This is a genomic window from Xanthomonas sp. BRIP62418, from assembly GCF_003993495.1.
Taxonomy (GTDB): Bacteria; Pseudomonadota; Gammaproteobacteria; order Xanthomonadales; family Xanthomonadaceae; genus Xanthomonas; species Xanthomonas euroxanthea.
Genome location: NZ_QEZG01000019.1, coordinates 139,815 through 156,194, shown reverse-complemented (window position 1 = coordinate 156,194; position 16,380 = coordinate 139,815). Strand labels below are relative to the sequence as shown.

The 16,380-nt window shown below is 67.3% G+C and carries 14 protein-coding genes; 10 read left to right on the top strand and 4 right to left on the bottom strand.

Translation table 11 applies throughout. The features are described from left to right. Nucleotides 1–161 precede the first annotated feature (161 nt). The 4 genes from EO174_RS00840 (at nucleotide 162) to EO174_RS00825 (ending at nucleotide 4,052) form a co-directional block, all read left to right on the top strand. Nucleotides 162–806, top strand: coding sequence for an SCP2 sterol-binding domain-containing protein (locus EO174_RS00840; RefSeq protein WP_104649612.1), 645 nt, complete (start codon nucleotides 162–164; stop codon nucleotides 804–806). Further along, nucleotides 803–2,476 carry a ubiquinone biosynthesis regulatory protein kinase UbiB gene (gene ubiB / locus EO174_RS00835; RefSeq protein WP_104583959.1) on the top strand — a complete coding sequence of 558 codons (1,674 nt, stop codon included), beginning with the start codon at nucleotides 803–805 and terminating at the stop codon, nucleotides 2,474–2,476. The genes EO174_RS00840 and ubiB overlap by 4 nt, the downstream gene beginning before the upstream one ends. 104 nt (nucleotides 2,477–2,580) lie before the next feature. Next, on the top strand, nucleotides 2,581–3,171 hold the full coding sequence (locus EO174_RS00830) for a class I SAM-dependent methyltransferase (RefSeq protein ID WP_126941635.1): 591 nt from the start codon (nucleotides 2,581–2,583) through the stop codon (nucleotides 3,169–3,171). Between the two features lie 110 nt (nucleotides 3,172–3,281). Continuing rightward, a complete protein-coding gene (locus EO174_RS00825; protein WP_164740028.1) occupies nucleotides 3,282–4,052 on the top strand; it encodes a pseudouridine synthase in 771 nt (256 codons plus the stop codon). 397 nt (nucleotides 4,053–4,449) lie between these two features. Here the strand turns inward: EO174_RS00825 and EO174_RS00820 are convergent, their stop codons facing one another. Beyond that, a complete protein-coding gene (locus tag EO174_RS00820) occupies nucleotides 4,450–4,995 on the bottom strand; it encodes a DUF2059 domain-containing protein (protein ID WP_104583956.1) in 546 nt (181 codons plus the stop codon). Nucleotides 4,996–5,088: 93 nt separating this feature from the next. Between EO174_RS00820 and arfB the strand changes: the two genes are divergently transcribed. The 4 genes from arfB to dcp all read left to right on the top strand — a co-directional run bounded on the left by arfB (nucleotide 5,089) and on the right by dcp (nucleotide 9,679). Beyond that, nucleotides 5,089–5,520 (top strand): alternative ribosome rescue aminoacyl-tRNA hydrolase ArfB, encoded by a 432-nt coding sequence (arfB, locus tag EO174_RS00815; protein ID WP_104583955.1) that lies wholly within the window; start codon nucleotides 5,089–5,091, stop codon nucleotides 5,518–5,520. 2 nt (nucleotides 5,521–5,522) lie between these two features. Beyond that, on the top strand, nucleotides 5,523–6,152 hold the full coding sequence (locus tag EO174_RS00810) for a lysophosphatidylcholine acyltransferase (RefSeq protein WP_104583954.1): 630 nt from the start codon (nucleotides 5,523–5,525) through the stop codon (nucleotides 6,150–6,152). Between the two features lie 235 nt (nucleotides 6,153–6,387). Beyond that, nucleotides 6,388–7,404 (top strand): isoaspartyl peptidase/L-asparaginase, encoded by a 1,017-nt coding sequence (locus EO174_RS00805; RefSeq protein WP_164739941.1) that lies wholly within the window; start codon nucleotides 6,388–6,390, stop codon nucleotides 7,402–7,404. 106 nt (nucleotides 7,405–7,510) lie between these two features. Continuing rightward, nucleotides 7,511–9,679, top strand: coding sequence for a peptidyl-dipeptidase Dcp (gene dcp / locus EO174_RS00800; RefSeq protein WP_164740027.1), 2,169 nt, complete (start codon nucleotides 7,511–7,513; stop codon nucleotides 9,677–9,679). A gap of 328 nt (nucleotides 9,680–10,007) precedes the next feature. Here dcp and EO174_RS00795 read toward each other — a convergent pair whose 3' ends face one another. Further along, a complete protein-coding gene (locus EO174_RS00795; RefSeq protein ID WP_126941633.1) occupies nucleotides 10,008–11,063 on the bottom strand; it encodes an MBL fold metallo-hydrolase in 1,056 nt (351 codons plus the stop codon). 101 nt (nucleotides 11,064–11,164) lie between these two features. Here EO174_RS00795 and EO174_RS00790 point away from each other — a divergent pair, with 101 nt between their 5' ends. Next, nucleotides 11,165–11,797 carry a TetR/AcrR family transcriptional regulator gene (locus EO174_RS00790; protein WP_119129297.1) on the top strand — a complete coding sequence of 211 codons (633 nt, stop codon included), beginning with the start codon at nucleotides 11,165–11,167 and terminating at the stop codon, nucleotides 11,795–11,797. Nucleotides 11,798–11,872: 75 nt separating this feature from the next. Here EO174_RS00790 and EO174_RS00785 read toward each other — a convergent pair whose 3' ends face one another. Continuing rightward, on the bottom strand, nucleotides 11,873–13,135 hold the full coding sequence (locus tag EO174_RS00785; RefSeq protein ID WP_126941632.1) for a cation:proton antiporter: 1,263 nt from the start codon (nucleotides 13,133–13,135) through the stop codon (nucleotides 11,873–11,875). A 375-nt stretch (nucleotides 13,136–13,510) separates the two neighbouring features. Beyond that, on the bottom strand, nucleotides 13,511–14,467 hold the full coding sequence (locus EO174_RS00780; protein WP_104583950.1) for a LysR family transcriptional regulator: 957 nt from the start codon (nucleotides 14,465–14,467) through the stop codon (nucleotides 13,511–13,513). Between the two features lie 118 nt (nucleotides 14,468–14,585). Between EO174_RS00780 and aceB the strand changes: the two genes are divergently transcribed. Continuing rightward, nucleotides 14,586–16,202 carry a malate synthase A gene (gene aceB / locus EO174_RS00775; RefSeq protein ID WP_126941631.1) on the top strand — a complete coding sequence of 539 codons (1,617 nt, stop codon included), beginning with the start codon at nucleotides 14,586–14,588 and terminating at the stop codon, nucleotides 16,200–16,202. Nucleotides 16,203–16,380: the final 178 nt, after the last annotated feature.

Here is a 16,380-nt window from a genome sequence, read left to right as displayed (position 1 = left end):
TGCACGGTCAACGGCCGGGTCTGTCTGTTGTGGGGATGCGGCTGCGATTGCAGCGGCCTGGCTGCCGAGGCGCCCTGCGATGCGCGTCATCCTGGTCTCCGGCCTGCACCTGCCACACACCATCAAGCAGTAGCGACATGCAGGGACGGTAGAATGCGCCCATGCCCGGATCCCTGTTCAACTCACTCAAGCCGCTCGCCGGCCAGGCCCTGCAAGCCGCGCTCAACCGCGCGCTGGCACTGGACCCCGATACCCGCGACGCCCTGCTGCCGCTGGAAGGCCAACGCATCGCACTGACGCTGGAGGCGCCTGCGCTGGCCCTGCAGATCCGCGTGCACGAGCGCCGCTTGCTGGTCGGCCCGGTGGACCAGGCGCAGGAGCCGGATCTGGCCGTGCGCAGCAGCCTGGCCGGCTTGCTCGGCCAATTGCCGTTCCTGGCCAATGCGCGCCGCAGCGGCGCACCGGCCGGGCGGCTCAAGGTCTCCGGCGATGCCGAACTGGCGCGCCAGCTGCAGCAACTGGCCGGCCGTTTCGATCCGGATTGGCAGTTGCCGTTCGTGGCGGTGTTCGGGCAGATCCTCGGCGTGCAGATCGCCAATGCGGTGCGCGCAGCGCTGCAGCAGGCCCGCCGCAGCGCGGTGGATCTGGCGCAGAGCGCGGCCGAATTCGTGACAGAGGAATCGCGCGATGTGGTGCCGCGCGCCGAACTGGAGGCCTTCCACGACGATGTCGACGAACTGCGCGACGACGTCGAACGGCTGGCCGCACGCGTGGCGCGCCTGCGCGCGGCCGGAGGTGCGGCATGAAGGCGCTGCTGCGGGCCAGCCGCATCGGCCGGGTGATCCTGCGCTATCGCCTGGACGACCTGCTGCAGGACACCCCGGCCGAGCGCTGGCTGCGCCTGGCCAAGCCGTTCGTGCCACGCGCCAGTGCCGAGATCGCCGCGCAATCGCGCGGTGCGCGGCTGCGGTTGGCGTTGCAGGAACTGGGGCCGATCTTCGTCAAGTTCGGGCAGATCCTGTCGACCCGGCGCGACCTGATTCCGGCCGACGTGGCCGATGAATTGACCCTGCTGCAGGACCGCGTCAAGCCCTTCGATGGCGAAGCGGCGCGGCTGATCGTCGAGCGCGCGCTGGGCCTGCCGGTGAGTGTGGCGTTTGCCGCGTTCGACACCGTACCGCTGGCCTCGGCCTCGATCGCGCAGGTGCATGCAGCCACCTTGCCGCCGGATGCCAACGGCGTGCGCCGCGAGGTGGTGGTCAAGGTGTTGCGCCCGGACATCGAGCGCCAGATCGATGCCGATATCGCCTTGCTGCAGTCGCTGGCCACGCTGGTCGAGCGCACCCACCCGCGTGCGGACAAGATCCGGCCGCGCGAGGTGGTGGCCGAGATCGAAGGCACCTTGTCGGCCGAACTCGATCTGCAACGCGAAGGCGCCAACGCCAGCGTGCTGCGCCGGTTCTGGGAAGGCTCGGACGATCTGTACGTGCCCGAGGTGATCTGGTCGCACACCGCAGAGCGTGCGCTCACGCTGGAGCGCGTGTACGGCATTCCGTCCGACGACATCGCCAGGCTCGATGCGGCCGGCATCGATCGCAAGGCGCTGGCGGCCAAGGGCGTGCGCGTGTTCTATACGCAGGTGTTCCGCGACAACTTCTTCCATGCCGATGCGCACGCCGGCAACATCTGGGTCGATTCGGATCCGGAGCGCCGGCTCAATCCGCGCTTCATCGCGCTGGATTTCGGCATCATGGGCCAGCTCTCGCAGGAAGATCAGTACTACCTGGCCGAGAACTTCATGGCGATCTTCCACAAGGATTACCGCCGCATGGCCGAACTGCACGTGGAGGCGGGCTGGATGCCCGACAACGTGCGCATCGACGAACTGGAAGCGGCCGCGCGCTCGGTGTGCGAGCCCTACTTCACCCGGCCGCTGTCGGAGATTTCGCTGGCCGAAGTGCTGATCAAGCTGTTCCGCGTCGCGCAGCGCTACGAACTGACGCTGCAGCCGCAGCTGATCCTGTTGCAGAAAACCTTGCTCAACATCGAAGGCGTCGGCCGCCAGCTCGACCCCAGGCTGGATATCTGGGCCGTGGCACGGCCGGTGCTCGAACGCATCCTGCGCGAGCGCTACAGCCCGCGCCGCGTGCTCGGCGAGTTGCGCAAGCGGCTGCCGGAAATCATGACGCATGCGCCGGACATGCCGCGCCTGGTGCACAGCTGGTTGAAGCAGCAGGTCGAGGGCCGCCATCAGCTCGACATCCGCTCGGCCGAGCTGCGCGCGCTGGACCTGAGCCTGCGCAAGCTGCAGACGCGCGTGGTCACCGCCATCACCGGCAGCGGCCTGCTGGTGGTGGCCGCCGTGCTGTATGGCCTGCACCCGAATGGCTGGTACCTGGGCACGGTGCCGGTGTGGAGCTGGATCAGCGGCGCGGCCGGCTCGGTGGCCCTGCTGGTCGCCTGGCTGCGGCGCTGAAGCACTAATGCTGAAGCACTGCCGCAGGTGGCCTGCTGCATCCGGCTGGGTAGCGGCAGTGCCTGCAGCAGCACGATGACGAGGCCGTTCCCGGCGAGGTGGTGATGATCGATCTGCAGGCGTTGAAAGACGAATTGGCACGGTTCGGCAGCGACAACGATGCGCAGCAGCCGGCGCGCAACCGGCGCATGCTCAACATCACGCCCGACACCGGGCAGTTGCTGGCGGTGCTGGTGCGTGCCACCGCTGCGCGGCGCGTTCTGGAGATCGGCACCTCCAACGGGTATTCGACGCTATGGCTGGCCGAAGCGGCCGCGGCGATCGGTGGGCATGTCACCACGGTGGAACTTGCGGCCGACAAGGTGGCCCTGGCGCAGGCCACGCTGGCACGCAGCGGCCTGGCGGCATCGGTGGAGCTGGTGCACGGCGATGGCGGCGCGTGGCTGGCCCAGGCGGCCAGCGCCAGCATCGATCTGGTCTTTCTGGATTCGGCGCGCGGCGAGTATGTACGCTGGTGGCCGGCACTGCGCCGCGTGCTGCGCAGCGGCGGCCTGCTGGTGGTCGACAATGCGCTCTCGCATGCGGACGAACTGGCGCCGTTCAGCGCGCTGCTGGCTGCCGATCCGGCAGTCACCTGCAGCGTGGTGCCGGTGGGCAAGGGCGAGTTGCTGGCGGTGTGCGGCGGCGGGGCCTGAGCGTGCACTGCCCACCTGCCAGACCTCACGCCCCAAGCCGCACGGCTGGCGTGCGCCACCTGCTCTGACGGCGCCGGGTGCGGTCAACGGCGTCATGGCGCGCCGGCGCAGTGGCATGCGCTGCCCACGGCGCGGATAATCCGCCGGTGAGCACATCCTCCAAGCACTTGCAGATTCTCTTCCAGGACGAGCTCCTGGCCGTCGTCGACAAACCCGCCGGGCTGATGGTCCACGACAGCAAGCTGGCGCGCGGGGAGGACGACTTCCTGGCCGACCGCCTGCGCGAACAGCTGGGCCGGCCGATCTTCCTGGTGCACCGGCTCGACCGCGCCACCAGCGGCTGCCTGCTGCTGGCGTTCGATCGCGAGGCCGCCAGTGCGCTGGGCAAGGCCTTGATGGCCGGCGAAGTGGAGAAGGACTACCTGACGGTGTGCCGCGGCTGGCCGGCCGAGGAGCGCTTCAGCGTCGACCACGACCTGGACGGCGGCCCCGGCAAGCCGGTCAAGAAGCCGGCGGTGACCCACTTCCAGCGCCTGGCCACCGGCGAGCTGGAGATCCCGTCCACCGGCTTTGCCACCTCGCGCTATGCCTTGCTGCGCTGCCAGCCGCAGACCGGGCGGTTCCGGCAGATCCGCCGGCACATGAAACACCTGTCGCACCACATGATCGGCGACACCAGCCATGGCGATGGCCGGCACAACCGCAGCTTCCGCATGCTTGGCATCCACCGCATGCTGCTGCACGCCGAGCGCCTGGGATTCCCGCATCCGGCCGATGGACGGCGCATCAGCGTCACTGCGCCGCTGGATGTGGAATTCGCCAAGGCCTGCGCGTTGTTCGGGTGGGAGATGCCGGGGTTGGGAGTCATGCCGGCGGCGTGATGGGGCGTGCCTGGTCCAGAGATCGAGACATCCACTCGGCATCAAGAAATCTGCGCAAGCGTCCCCGCACCCCAACCCCTCTCCCGCAGGCGGGAGGGGCTCAAGCACGACGCCCACTGCCCGCCTTCCCCGCGTTCCCGCGTTGCCGCCTTCTCCGCTCACCTTCCAAGTTGCTTCCTTCCCTCGCTTGCGGGGGAAGGTGCCCGAAGGGCGGATGGGGGCCTGATCGCCACCGAGCCTCAGGACCGCGGCTCTCCCCAATGGGGGAGGGCTGCTTCGGTCAGCGGAAAAGTTGAAGCATTGCGATAACCGGCAACGCACTCAACCCCGGAGTCGCAACCGCCGCAGCAAGCACGCCGTTGCGACTCCCCAATCCCGAATCCCCAATCCCCGCCCGTCAGGGCTTCTGCGGTGCCGCCGCCGGCTCGTTGACGATCTTCTCCAGATCCTTCTGCAAATCGGCAAACAGCGGCAGCATCTTCTGCTGGATCGCGCCCATCAGGTTCTGGGTCAATGCCGGGGTCTTGTCCAGCAGGCTCTGGCCGGCCGAGCTCTCGTAGAACTCGGCCATGGCCAGCACGTCCTCGCGCGAGAACGAGCGCTTGTAGATGTCCACATACATCGGGCGCAGCTCCGACCACGACAGCGCCTTGCGCACGGTCTGGCGGGTACGCTCCTGGATGCGCTGCAGCTGCGCCTGCTGGTCGGCGTCGAGCTGGCGCTGGGCGGTGAGCTGGGCGAACTGTTGCTGCTGCATCGCCTCGATCTGCGGCAGCATCGTGTCCAGCATGGTCTGCGCGCGCGAGGCGGCCAGCAGGCGGTTGATGTCGGCATCGCTGGGCGCCTGCGCGAAGGCGGCGGGCGTGGCCAGTGCCAGCGCAGCCAGCACGATCAGGCGGCGCGCCAAGGCGCGGGCGGTGGCGACGGAACGGGGTGGGGTCATCGGAGCATCCTGCAGGCTGGGGAACCGGCCGCAGCATACGGGAAGCCGGCGTTCGCGCGCGCGTCCATGCCGGTGCCGATACAATCGGGTTGAATGGCCAGCGACCCGATCCAGATCACCCCCAGCCTGACGATCCCGCCCAGCGAGATCGTCGAGCGCTTCGTGCGCGCCAGCGGCGCAGGCGGGCAGAACGTCAACAAGGTCTCCACTGCGGTGGAACTGCGCTTCGACGTGGCCGGCTCGCCGTCGCTGCCCGAACCGTTGCGCGCGCGGCTGCTGTCGCGGCGCGACCGGCGCATGACCGCCGAGGGCGTGCTGGTGATCGACGCGCAGCGCTTCCGCACCCAGGACCGCAACCGCGAGGATGCGCGCGAGCGGCTGGCCGAGATCATCAGTGCCTGCCTGTCGGTGCCCAAGCGCCGGGTCGCCACCAAACCGAGTCATGGTGCCAAGCTGCGGCGGCTGGATGCCAAGCGTGAGCGCAGTCATATCAAGCGTGGACGCTCTGCGTCCCACTGGGAGTAAGCGTGAGTCACACCGACCCGTCGTTGCCACCGGTAACACAGGCCAACATCCTGCTGCAGCCCTCTCCACCCAGAATGCCCCGCGCCCACGGCCGCTTCGGCCGCTGGCTGGGGCGCACGGCGCTGCGCCTGACCGGCTGGCGCCTGCTCGGGCGACTGCCCGACGAACCCAAGCTGGTGATGATCGTCGCCCCGCACTCGTCCAACTGGGACGGCTTCCTGGGCTTTGCGGCCAAGTTCGCGCTGGGCTTCGATGTGCGCGTGCTGGGCAAGGCGCAGCTGTTCTGGTGGCCATTGGGCCCGCTGCTGCGCAAGCTCGGTGGCATCCCGCTGGACCGCAGCTCGCCCCAGGGCACCATCGGCCAGGCGGTGCGGCTGATCCGTAATTCCGAGCAGATGTGGTACGTGATCACCCCCGAGGGCACCCGCAAGCGGGTGGAGCACTGGAAGGCCGGCTTCTGGAAGATCGCCTCCGATTCCAAGGTGCCGATCCTGCCGGTGTATTTCGACTACCCCAGCAAGACCGTGGGCATCGGCGAGCCGTTCTGGACCGGCACCGACATGGCCGCCGATATCGCCGCCATCCGCGCCTGGTACCGGCCGTGGCGCGGCAAGCATCGCGATACGTTGTGAGCGTGCCCCCCGCGGGCGGCAAGGCGCTCATGCACCTCACACATCGCTGCCGAAGGGCGGGCTGTGCGCGCGCAGGTGCTGGCAGGCGCGACCTTGCGTGCCGATCCCGAGTGCCGATGACCGATCGCCAGGACCACGTCCGTTTGCCACCGCGCCGGGGTTTTTGTCGCTCCCGGTCGCATGCATCCATGCCTGGCGTCGCCAGGCACGTTGCGACCTCCATCGAGGGAACACCATGATTGGCCTGTCCGCACGTGCACTGTGTCTGTCCATCTCTCTCCTGCTCGCCGCCGGCCCGGTATGGGCGGCCACGCCGATGCTGGTGATCCACGGCGGCGCAGGCGTGGAGAAATCCAGTCTTTCCAGCGAGGAACAGGCCCAGGCGCGCGAGGCGATGCAACGCGCGCTGCGCGCAGGGCATGCGGTGCTGCAACGTGGCGGCAGTGCAGTGGACGCGGTGGCGGCCACCATCACCGTGCTGGAGGACGCGCCGCAGTTCAACGCCGGGCGCGGTGCGGTGTTCACCCATGACGGCAAGAACGAGCTGGATGCCGCGATCATGGATGGCGCCACCGGCAAGGCCGGTGCGATTGCCGGCGTGCACACGGTCAGGAACCCGATCCAGCTGGCGCGCAGCGTCATGGACCATTCCAAGCACGTGATGCTCGTCGGTGACGGCGCCGAACAATTCGCGCGCGAGCAGGGCGTCACGTTGGTCGACCCCAGTTATTTCCGCACCGACAAGCGCTGGCAGCAGCTGCAAAAAGCGCTTAAGGCCGAAGCCGGCGACCGTCAGGCGCAGGCCGAACTGGACCTGGAAACCGCCAAGCACTTCGGCACCGTGGGCGCGCTGGCGCTGGATCGCGACGGCCATCTGGCCGCCGGTACGTCCACCGGCGGCATGACCAACAAGCGCTACGGCCGCGTCGGCGATGCGCCGATCATCGGTGCCGGCACCTACGCCAACGGCCAGTGTGCGGTGTCCGGCACCGGCTGGGGCGAGTTCTACATCCGCGCGGTGGCCGCCTACGACATCTGCGCACGCATGAAATACGCCGGGCAGTCCTTGCAACAGGCGGCCGAGACGGTGATCGACCAGCAGATTCCCAAGGCCGGCGGCGACGGCGGCGCCATCGCGCTGGACGCACAGGGCAACGCCGCATTCCCGTTCAATACCGAGGGCATGTACCGCGGCTGGATCGGCGCCGACGGCACCCCGCACGTGGCCATCTTCAAGGACGAGACGCTGTAGCGCGCATCCTCGACCGCGCCCCTCCATCCAATCCAACGGCACATGCCGACGCTGCGCAAACCCGCTAGCGTGGCCGGCTGCACTACCCACTCAGGAATCACACGCCATGTCGCGTACCGTCGTTCTGGCCGCTGCCATCACCCTGGCACTGGCCGCTTGTTCCGGAAAAGAGCCGTCCGGTAAGGAGTCCACCACCGTGCCCGAAAAGACCGCCACCACCCCGGCCGCGGATGCCGCGCCGAACCCGCTGCTGACCGCCAGCACGCTGCCGTTCCAGGCGCCGCCGTTCGACAAGATCAAGGACGCCGATTACCTGCCGGCCTTCGAGGAAGGCATGCGCCTGCACCTGGCCGACATCCGCAAGATCGCCGACAACCCCGAGCCGCCCAGCTTCGCCAATACCATCGAAGCGATGGAGCGCAGCGGCGAAACGCTCACGCGCGTGTCGCGCATCTTCTTCGGCCTGGTGCAGGCCGATACCAGCGACGCACGCCAGAAGATCCAGGAAGAGATCGCGCCCAAGCTGGCCGCGCACCAGGACGAGATCAATCTCGACCCGAAGCTCTTTGCGCGGGTCAAGACCATTTACGACCAGCGCGACACGCTGAGCCTGGAGCCGGAGCAGAAGCGCCTGGTCGAACGCGACTACGAAGAGCTGGTGCGCGCCGGCGCGCAGCTGTCGGAGGCCGACAAGGCCAGCCTGCGCAAGCTCAATATCGAGGAGACCACGCTCTCCACGCAGTTCCATACCCGCCTGGTCGCCGCCTCGGCCGCCGGCGCGGTGGTGGTGGACGGCAAGGCCAGGCTCGATGGCCTGAGCGAGGGCGATATCGCCGCCGCCGCCGATGCGGCCAAGGCGCGCAAGCTCGATGGCAAGTACCTGCTGACCCTGCAGAACACCACCCAGCAGCCGGTGCTGGCCTCGCTGAAGGACCGCCAGCTGCGCGCCGAGGTGCTCAAGGCCTCGGAAACGCGCGCGGAAAAGGGCGATGCCAATGACACCCGCCAGACCATCCAGCGCCTGGCGCAGCTGCGCGCGCAAAAGGCCAAGTTGCTCGGCTTCGACAACTACGCCGCCTACAGCCTGGGCGACCAGATGGCCAAGAGCCCGGATGCCGCACTCAAGCTGCTGACCGACACCGTGCCGGCCGCCACCGCCAAGGCACGCCGCGAAGTGGCCGAAATGCAGAAGGTGATCGACGCGCAGAAGGGTGGTTTCAAACTCGCCGCGTCCGATTGGGATTTCTATGCCGAGCAGGTGCGCAAGGCCAAGTACGACCTGGACGAGGCGCAGATCAAGCCGTATTTCGAACTGGACAACGTGCTGCAGAACGGCGTCTTCTACGCAGCCACGCAGCTGTACGGCATCACCTTCAAGCAGCGCACCGACATCCCGACCTATCACGCCGACATGAAGGTGTATGAAGTGTTCGATGCGGACGGCACCTCGATAGCGCTGTTCTACACCGACTACTTCAAGCGCGACAGCAAGTCCGGCGGTGCCTGGATGGATGTGTTCGTCGAGCAGGACGGCCTCACCGGTGCCAAGCCGGTGGTCTACAACGTCTGCAACTTCACCAAGCCGGCCGCCGGCCAGCCGGCGCTGCTGAGCTTCGACGACGTCACCACGCTGTTCCATGAGTTCGGCCACGCGCTGCACGGCATGTTCTCCAAGGTGAAGTATCCCTCGATCGCCGGCACCAGCACCTCGCGCGATTTTGTGGAATTTCCCTCGCAGTTCAACGAGCACTGGGCCTCCGATCCCAAGGTCTTCGCCAACTACGCCAAGCATTATCAAACCGGCGCAGCGATGCCGGCCGAGCTGGTGGAGAAGATCAAGAAGGCCAAGACCTTCAACAGCGGCTACGCCACCACCGAGTACCTGTCGGCCGCGCTGCTCGACCTGGCCTGGCACACCCAGCCGGCCGACGCGCCGTTGCAGGACGTGAGCAAGTTCGAAGCCGATGCGTTGAAGCGCTTCAAGGTGGACCTGGCCGAAGTGCCGCCGCGCTACCGCAGCAGCTATTTCGACCACATCTGGGGCGGCGGTTATTCGGCCGGGTACTACGCGTATTTCTGGTCGGAAGTGCTCGACGACGACGCGTTCGAATGGTTCAAGGAACACGGCGGCTTGAACCGCAAGAATGGCGACATCTTCCGCGCCAAGATCCTTTCGCGCGGCAACACGGTCGACCTGGCCACGTTGTATCGCGATTTCCGCGGCAAGGACCCCAGCGTCAAGGCGCTGCTGGAAAATCGCGGTCTGACCGAGTGAGTGACCGAGTGATGTGCATGCGTCGTGGGCGCATGCGTGTGTATTTGCTGCAGTCAGCAATCGCAACGGGATGGCCACGCGCCATCCCGTTCTTGTTTGCGGCTGGTGCATCAGGTGACGGGGGTGCGATTGCCCCATCTGGAGTGGCAGCGCCTGTGATGCGTGGTGCGCGCTTGCACATGATCCGAAGCGGCGGCATTAGCGCCCTGCGCTGACGAAGCAGCGCAGAGTTTTGTAGGCCGCAAGCGCGCACGCCGCCGCGATGGCGCAAGGCAGCGCGTGAACGCCGCCCGCTCATGCGCCAACGCCAACGCTGCGATGTACTCAGCTAGCGCGTTGCCACCAGGCCGTCCGAGGCTTGCGTCGCAGCTTCCTGTCGCCACCAGCGCAGGCGATTGGCGGGCGCTTCCAGGTCCACCCGCTCGCCCATGCGCGGCGTCGCCAGCGCAACGCCGGCGCCGTCGGCCAGTGCCACGATCCGGTCCAGCGGCTCCTGCCACGCGTGCATCGCCAGGTCGAAGGTGCCGTTGTGGATCGGCAGCAGGGTCTGCCCGCCGACGTCCAGATAGGCCTGCAGGCTCTGCTCCGGTTGCATGTGCACGTGTGGCCATTGCTGGTCGTAGGCGCCGTTTTCGATCAGCGCCACGTCGAACGGCCCGAGCTGTTGGCCGATGGTCTTGAAGTGCGGGCCGTAGCCGCCGTCTCCGCTGAAGAACAGCCGCAGCTCGCGGTCCTGGATCACCCAGGAGCACCACAGCGAACGCCCACTGTCGAACAGGCCGCGCCCGGAAAAATGCTGCGACGGGGTGGCGGTGAATTGCAGGCCATCGATGGTGATCGTGTCCCACCAGTCCAGCTGGCGCACCTTGGCCGGGTCCACGCCCCAGCGCACCAGCAGATCGCCCACGCCCAAGGGCGCGACGAACACGCCGACGCGGTCGGCCAGCGCACGGATGCTGGTGCGATCGAGATGGTCGTAATGGTTGTGGGACAGGATCACCCCGGCCAGCGGCGGCAGCGCGTCCAGCGCGATCGGCGGCGCATGAAAGCGCTTTGGCCCGGCAAAGGGCACCGGCGAGGCGCGCTTGGAGAACACCGGATCGGTCAGCCACAAGCCGCCGGCTAGCTTCATCAGCACGGTGGAATGGCCCAGGCGATACAGGCTGCGGTCGGGCGCAGCCAGCAGCTGCGCGCGGGTCAGCGGCTGCACCGGCAGCGGCGTGGACGGCACCGTGGTGCTGGGCTTGTCGAAGAAGAACCTCCATATCAGGCCAATCTGCTCGCGCAGGCTGAGCACGGTGGTCGGCAGCGGCACTGCATTGCGGAACCGGCCATCGCGAAACTGTGGCGAAGCGGCATAGCGGGAAGGGCGCGAGGAAGCCATTGGGAAGTCCGACCGGGCAGGGGGTGACAACAGGGAAAAGTTACACTGAACAGTGTAGTTTCATCGGGCTGAAAGTAAACTGTCCGGTGTAAAATGACCCGATGTCGACTGCATCTTCCCCCCCGACTGCGCCGCAACGGCTGACCGACCGCAAGCGCCTCGCCATCGTCGAGGCGGCCATTGCCGAGTTCCGCCAGCATGGCTTCGAGGCCACCAGCATGGACCGCGTGGCGGCCACCGCGGGCGTCTCCAAGCGCACCGTCTACAACCACTTCCCCAGTAAGGACGCGTTGTTTGGCGAGATCCTGCGCGGGCTGTGGCAGCGCAGCGCCGATGCAGTGACTCTGGTCTACCGGCCCGACCAGCCGTTGCGTGCGCAGCTGATCCAGCTGCTGCAGCAGAAACTGCACCTGCTCGACGACCCGGCGTTCATCGACCTGTCGCGCGTCGCCATTGCCGAAGGCATCCATTCGCCCGCGCGCGCGCGCGAACTGATCGCGCAATTGGGCAGCAAGGAGGAAGGCACCACCACCTGGGTGCGCGCCGCATTGGCCGATGGCCGGTTGGCAGGCGTGGAGCCGGAGGTCGGCGCGCAGCAACTGCAGGCATTGATCAAGGGCTTCGCGTTCTGGCCGCAGATCGCCATGGGCCAGCCGCCACTGTCGCCGCAGCAACGCACGCAAGTGGCCGAATCGGCGGTGGCGATGTTCCTGGGGTTGTACGGGCGCGCGTGATGGCCTGCGATGCGCGGGCAGACGTGACGCGCCATGTCGCGCAACGACGCCGCACCGTGTTTCAGCGCTGCCCCGTCATTGCGGCGACTGGCCCGCACCCAGCCCGGTAGCAGTGGCGGCCTGCCGGCTGCGTTGGCACCAGGCCACCATCGGCGAGGCCATCACTGTGGTCACCAGCGTCATGCCGAACAGCAGCGTGAACAGGTCCGGCCCGATCACGCCGCTGTCCAGGCCGATCTTGATCACCACCAGTTCCATCAGCCCGCGTGCGTTCATCAGCGAACCCACGCTCAGGCTGTCGCGCCAGTCGTGGCCGCTCAGGCGCGCGCCCAGGGTGCAGCCGGCCAGCTTGCCGGTCACCGCCACGCCGACCACCAACGCAAAGCCGGCCACACCTGCGCCGACGAACACACCGGGGCTGGCGGTCTGGCCGGCGACCGCAAACAGCACCGGCATCAGCAAGGTGATCGCCAGGGGTTCGATGCGCCCGGCCAGGTGTTCCAGCAGGCGGTCGTCGCGCGGCACGCAGACGCCGAACAGGAATGCGCCGAAGATCGCATGCAGGCCGATCCATTCGGCCACTGCGGCGCAGGCCAGCAGACCGATCAGCACCCACACCAGCGCGGTTGGCGCATAGCCTCCATCGCGTGCGCGCGGCTTGAGCACGCGCGCATACAGCGGCTTCAACACGCCGAACACCACCGCAATCAGCACCACCGCAGCTGTCGCAGTAAACGCAACGCCGCCATGGTTGTTGCCGCCGGTCAGGGTGAGCACGATCGCCAGGAACATCCACACCGTGGCATCGTCGATCACCGCCGCGCCCAGCGCCAACCGGCCTGCGGGTGTGCGGGTCATGTTGCGATCCTTGAGGATGCGCGCCAGCACCGGAAACGCGGTCACCGACATCGCCGCGGCAATGAACAAGGCGAAGGGCCAGAAGCCGATGCCCTGCGGTGCAAAGCGCGCAAACAACCACGGTGCGGCGGCCAGCCCAAGCAGCAACGGCAGCACGATGCCGGACAGCCCCACCAGCACCGACGCACGCACCTGCGCGGTGGTGCCTTCCGGCGCGCGCAGCTCCACGCCGACGATGAACATGAAAAGCACCACGCCGATGTTGGCCAGGCCCGACAGCGGCGGCAAACTGCTGGCGGCGAACAACATGCCATGCAATTCCGGCAGCCACGCGCCGAATGCGATCGGCCCCAGCAGCAGGCCGGCGGCCATTTCGCCGATCACCGGCGGCTGCCCGACGCGCTGCAGCAGCGCGCCGCACGCACGTGCCGCGCCCAGGATCAGCGCCAACTGCACCAGCAATAACGTGGTCGGATTCATTGCGTCAGCCTTGGTTGGTTGAGTCGGCTCGCCCCGCGGTGCGGGACGGCTACGCATCTGGTCAGTGAGTCCCCGGATTGACCAGCCGTTGATGACCTGCAGTGATACCCACAGCATCGGCCTAGTCTATGACGACAACCATCGTGCAGTAGATCGGGCCGACATCGATGCAGCGCAATCCGGAGTGGTTCGCGCTGCACGCTGGAATCAACCGTCAGTGCTGCGCTCGCATGGCTTGATCAAGCGACGCCTTCAATGGCGTACCGCATACCGCACACGGCATCGCCGATGAAGAGCGCATGGTGACCTCAGACGCAGCGCATGGCGAGCAAGCTCAGGCGCCATGCGAACTCACGCCTGCAGCAGTCACAAGACTCACCGCTCCGAGTCACCACTTTCGTCATACCCGCGCGGGGGAAACAGATCCGGCTGGATCAGCTCGATAAAGGCGCGTGCCTGCGGCGACAGATACTTGCCCTTGCGCACCACCACGCCATAACTGCGGGTGGGGAAGTAATCCTTCAGCGAGCGGGTGGCGAGTGTGTCGCGATCGGCCTCGGTGACGCAGATCGCGGTGACGATGGAGATGCCCATGCCCATCGCCACGTATTGCTTGATCACCTCCCAGCCGCCCACTTCCAGTGCCACGGTGTAGGGCACGCGCGCTTGCTGGAAGACCAGGTCGACCAGCCGATAGGTCACCTGCCGGCGCGGCGGCAGGATCAGCGGATACGGCGACAGGTCCTGCAGCGTGACCGTGGACGTGCCGGCCAACGGGTGGTCGTGCGGGGTGATCAGCAATTGCTCGAAGCGATACACCGGCGCGTAATTGAGGTCGGCCGGCACGTCCAGCATCGAGCCGATCGCCAGGTCCACTGCATCTTCGCGCAGCAGGTCGGTGCCGTCGGCGCTGATGGCGTTGTGCAGGGTCAGGCGCACGTCCGGGTGGCGCGCGCGGAACTTCGCCACGATGCGCGGCAGCAGGTACAGGATGGTGGAACTGTTGGCGGCGATATTGAGCTCGCCGGCATCCAGGCCACGCACCTTTTCGCGGAAGCTGGCCTCCAGCCCGTCCAGGCTCTCCACCAGCGGCAGCGCCATGTCGTAGAGCAGCTGGCCCTCGCGGCTGGGTGCCATGCGTCGCCCCGAGCGCTCGAACAGGGCCACGCCCAGGTCACGTTCCAGCGCCTGGAGCTGCAAGGTCACTGCCGGCTGGCTCACATACAGCGCCTCAGCCGCCCGTGAGACAGAGCCAAGGCGCACTGTCTGGCAGAACGCACGCAGCGGCTTGAGCCGGTCGGATTTGTAGGAAAATCTAGGAGTTGGCGCCATCTGGATGCCTGCAACGACGCTGTATAAGCCTGCCTTATTTACAGCATTGATAAAACTGCTTTGTCAAATAGTTGCATGCGGCGCACGGTGCAGGTCCGGATGCACAAGGACTCCCGACATGTCTGCCACCGCTTTCGCCCCACGTCCCACCGAACGCGCCACGCCCGGTCTGTCGCTGACCACGCAGGTCGCAGGCCAGGCCGACCTCCTGCCGGCCGCCGCGCTGGCCCTGCTGGTGTCGCTGCACCGGGCCATCGAGCCCGGCCGCCAGCAGCGCCTGGCACAGCGGCGCGTCCGCCAGGCCGAGTTCGATGCCGGCCAGTTGCCGGACTTCCGCCCCGACACCCGCGCCATCCGCGATGGCGACTGGCGCGTGGCCGCGCTACCGGCGGCGCTGCAGGACCGCCGGGTGGAAATCACCGGCCCCACCGATCCGAAGATGGTCATCAACGCGCTCAATTCCGGCGCCAAGGTGTTCATGGCCGACTTCGAGGATTCCACCGCGCCGACCTGGCGCAACCTGCTGGCCGGCCAGCGCACGCTGGCCGCTGCGGTGCGTGGCGATCTCAGCTTCGATGCGCCCAACGGCAAGCATTACGCGCTGCGCCCGGAAGCCGAGCGCGCCGTGCTGATCGTGCGTCCGCGTGGCTGGCATCTGGATGAGAAGCATGTGCTCATCGATGGCCAAACGCTGGCCGGGGGGCTGTTCGACGCGGCGGTGTTCGCCTTCCATAACGGCCGCGCGCTGCTGGCCAGGGATCGCGGCCCGTATCTGTATCTGCCCAAGCTGCAGAGCATGGAAGAGGCCGCGCTGTGGGAAACCGCGCTGACGCATATCGAAGCCATGCTCGGCCTGCCGCATGGCCAGATCAAGGTGACCGTGCTGATCGAGACGCTGCCGGCGGTGTTCGAGATGGACGAGATCCTGCACGCGCTGCGCGAGCGCATCGTCGGGCTCAACTGCGGGCGCTGGGACTACATCTTTTCGTACCTGAAGACCTTCCGCGCGCATCGCGACCGCGTGCTGCCCGAACGTGGCCAGGTCACCATGACCCAGCCGTTCCTGAAGGCGTATTCGGAACTGCTGATCAAGACCTGCCATCGTCGCGGCGCACATGCGATGGGCGGCATGGCCGCGCAGATTCCGATCAATCACGACGAGGCCGCCAACGAGCAGGCGATGGCACGGGTGCGTGCCGACAAGCTGCGCGAGGTCAGCGCCGGCCACGATGGCACCTGGGTGGCGCATCCGGCGTTGATTCCGGTGGCGATGAAGATCTTCGACGAGCACATGCCCACCGCGCATCAGCAGCATGTCCTGCGCAACGACGTGCAGGTGACGCGCGACATGCTGATCGCGCCCTCGCCGGGCACCATCACCCGCGCCGGTTTCGAAGGCAATGTCGAAGTCTGCGTGCGTTATCTGGCCGCCTGGCTGGATGGCAATGGGTGCGTGCCGATCCACAACCTGATGGAAGACGCGGCCACTGCCGAGATCAGCCGCGCGCAGCTGTGGCAGTGGTTGCATCACGGCCAGCATCTGGACGACGGCACCGCGATCGACCAGCCCTTGTTGCAGGCCACGTTGCGTGCGCTGCCGGCGCGCCTGGGCGCGACCGATGCACTGCCGGGCGCCGCGCGCATCGGCGACGCCATTGCATTGCTGGACACACTCAGCCGTGCCGATGCGCTGGCCGATTTCCTCACCGTGCCGGCATACCGCCTGATCGAGTGAGCCAACGCGGCAGCGACACGCCGGCGTCCGCGCGCTGTCGCTGCAATCCGTCCACGTAATGCACCACACCGCCCGTTGCGCCGATGCGCGCAACGACGGCATTGCCATGCCTCACGCGCGCCGTGACGCACCGTCCTTCCTCGTTGCATCCGTCGTATTCCTGCCAGGAGAACGCACC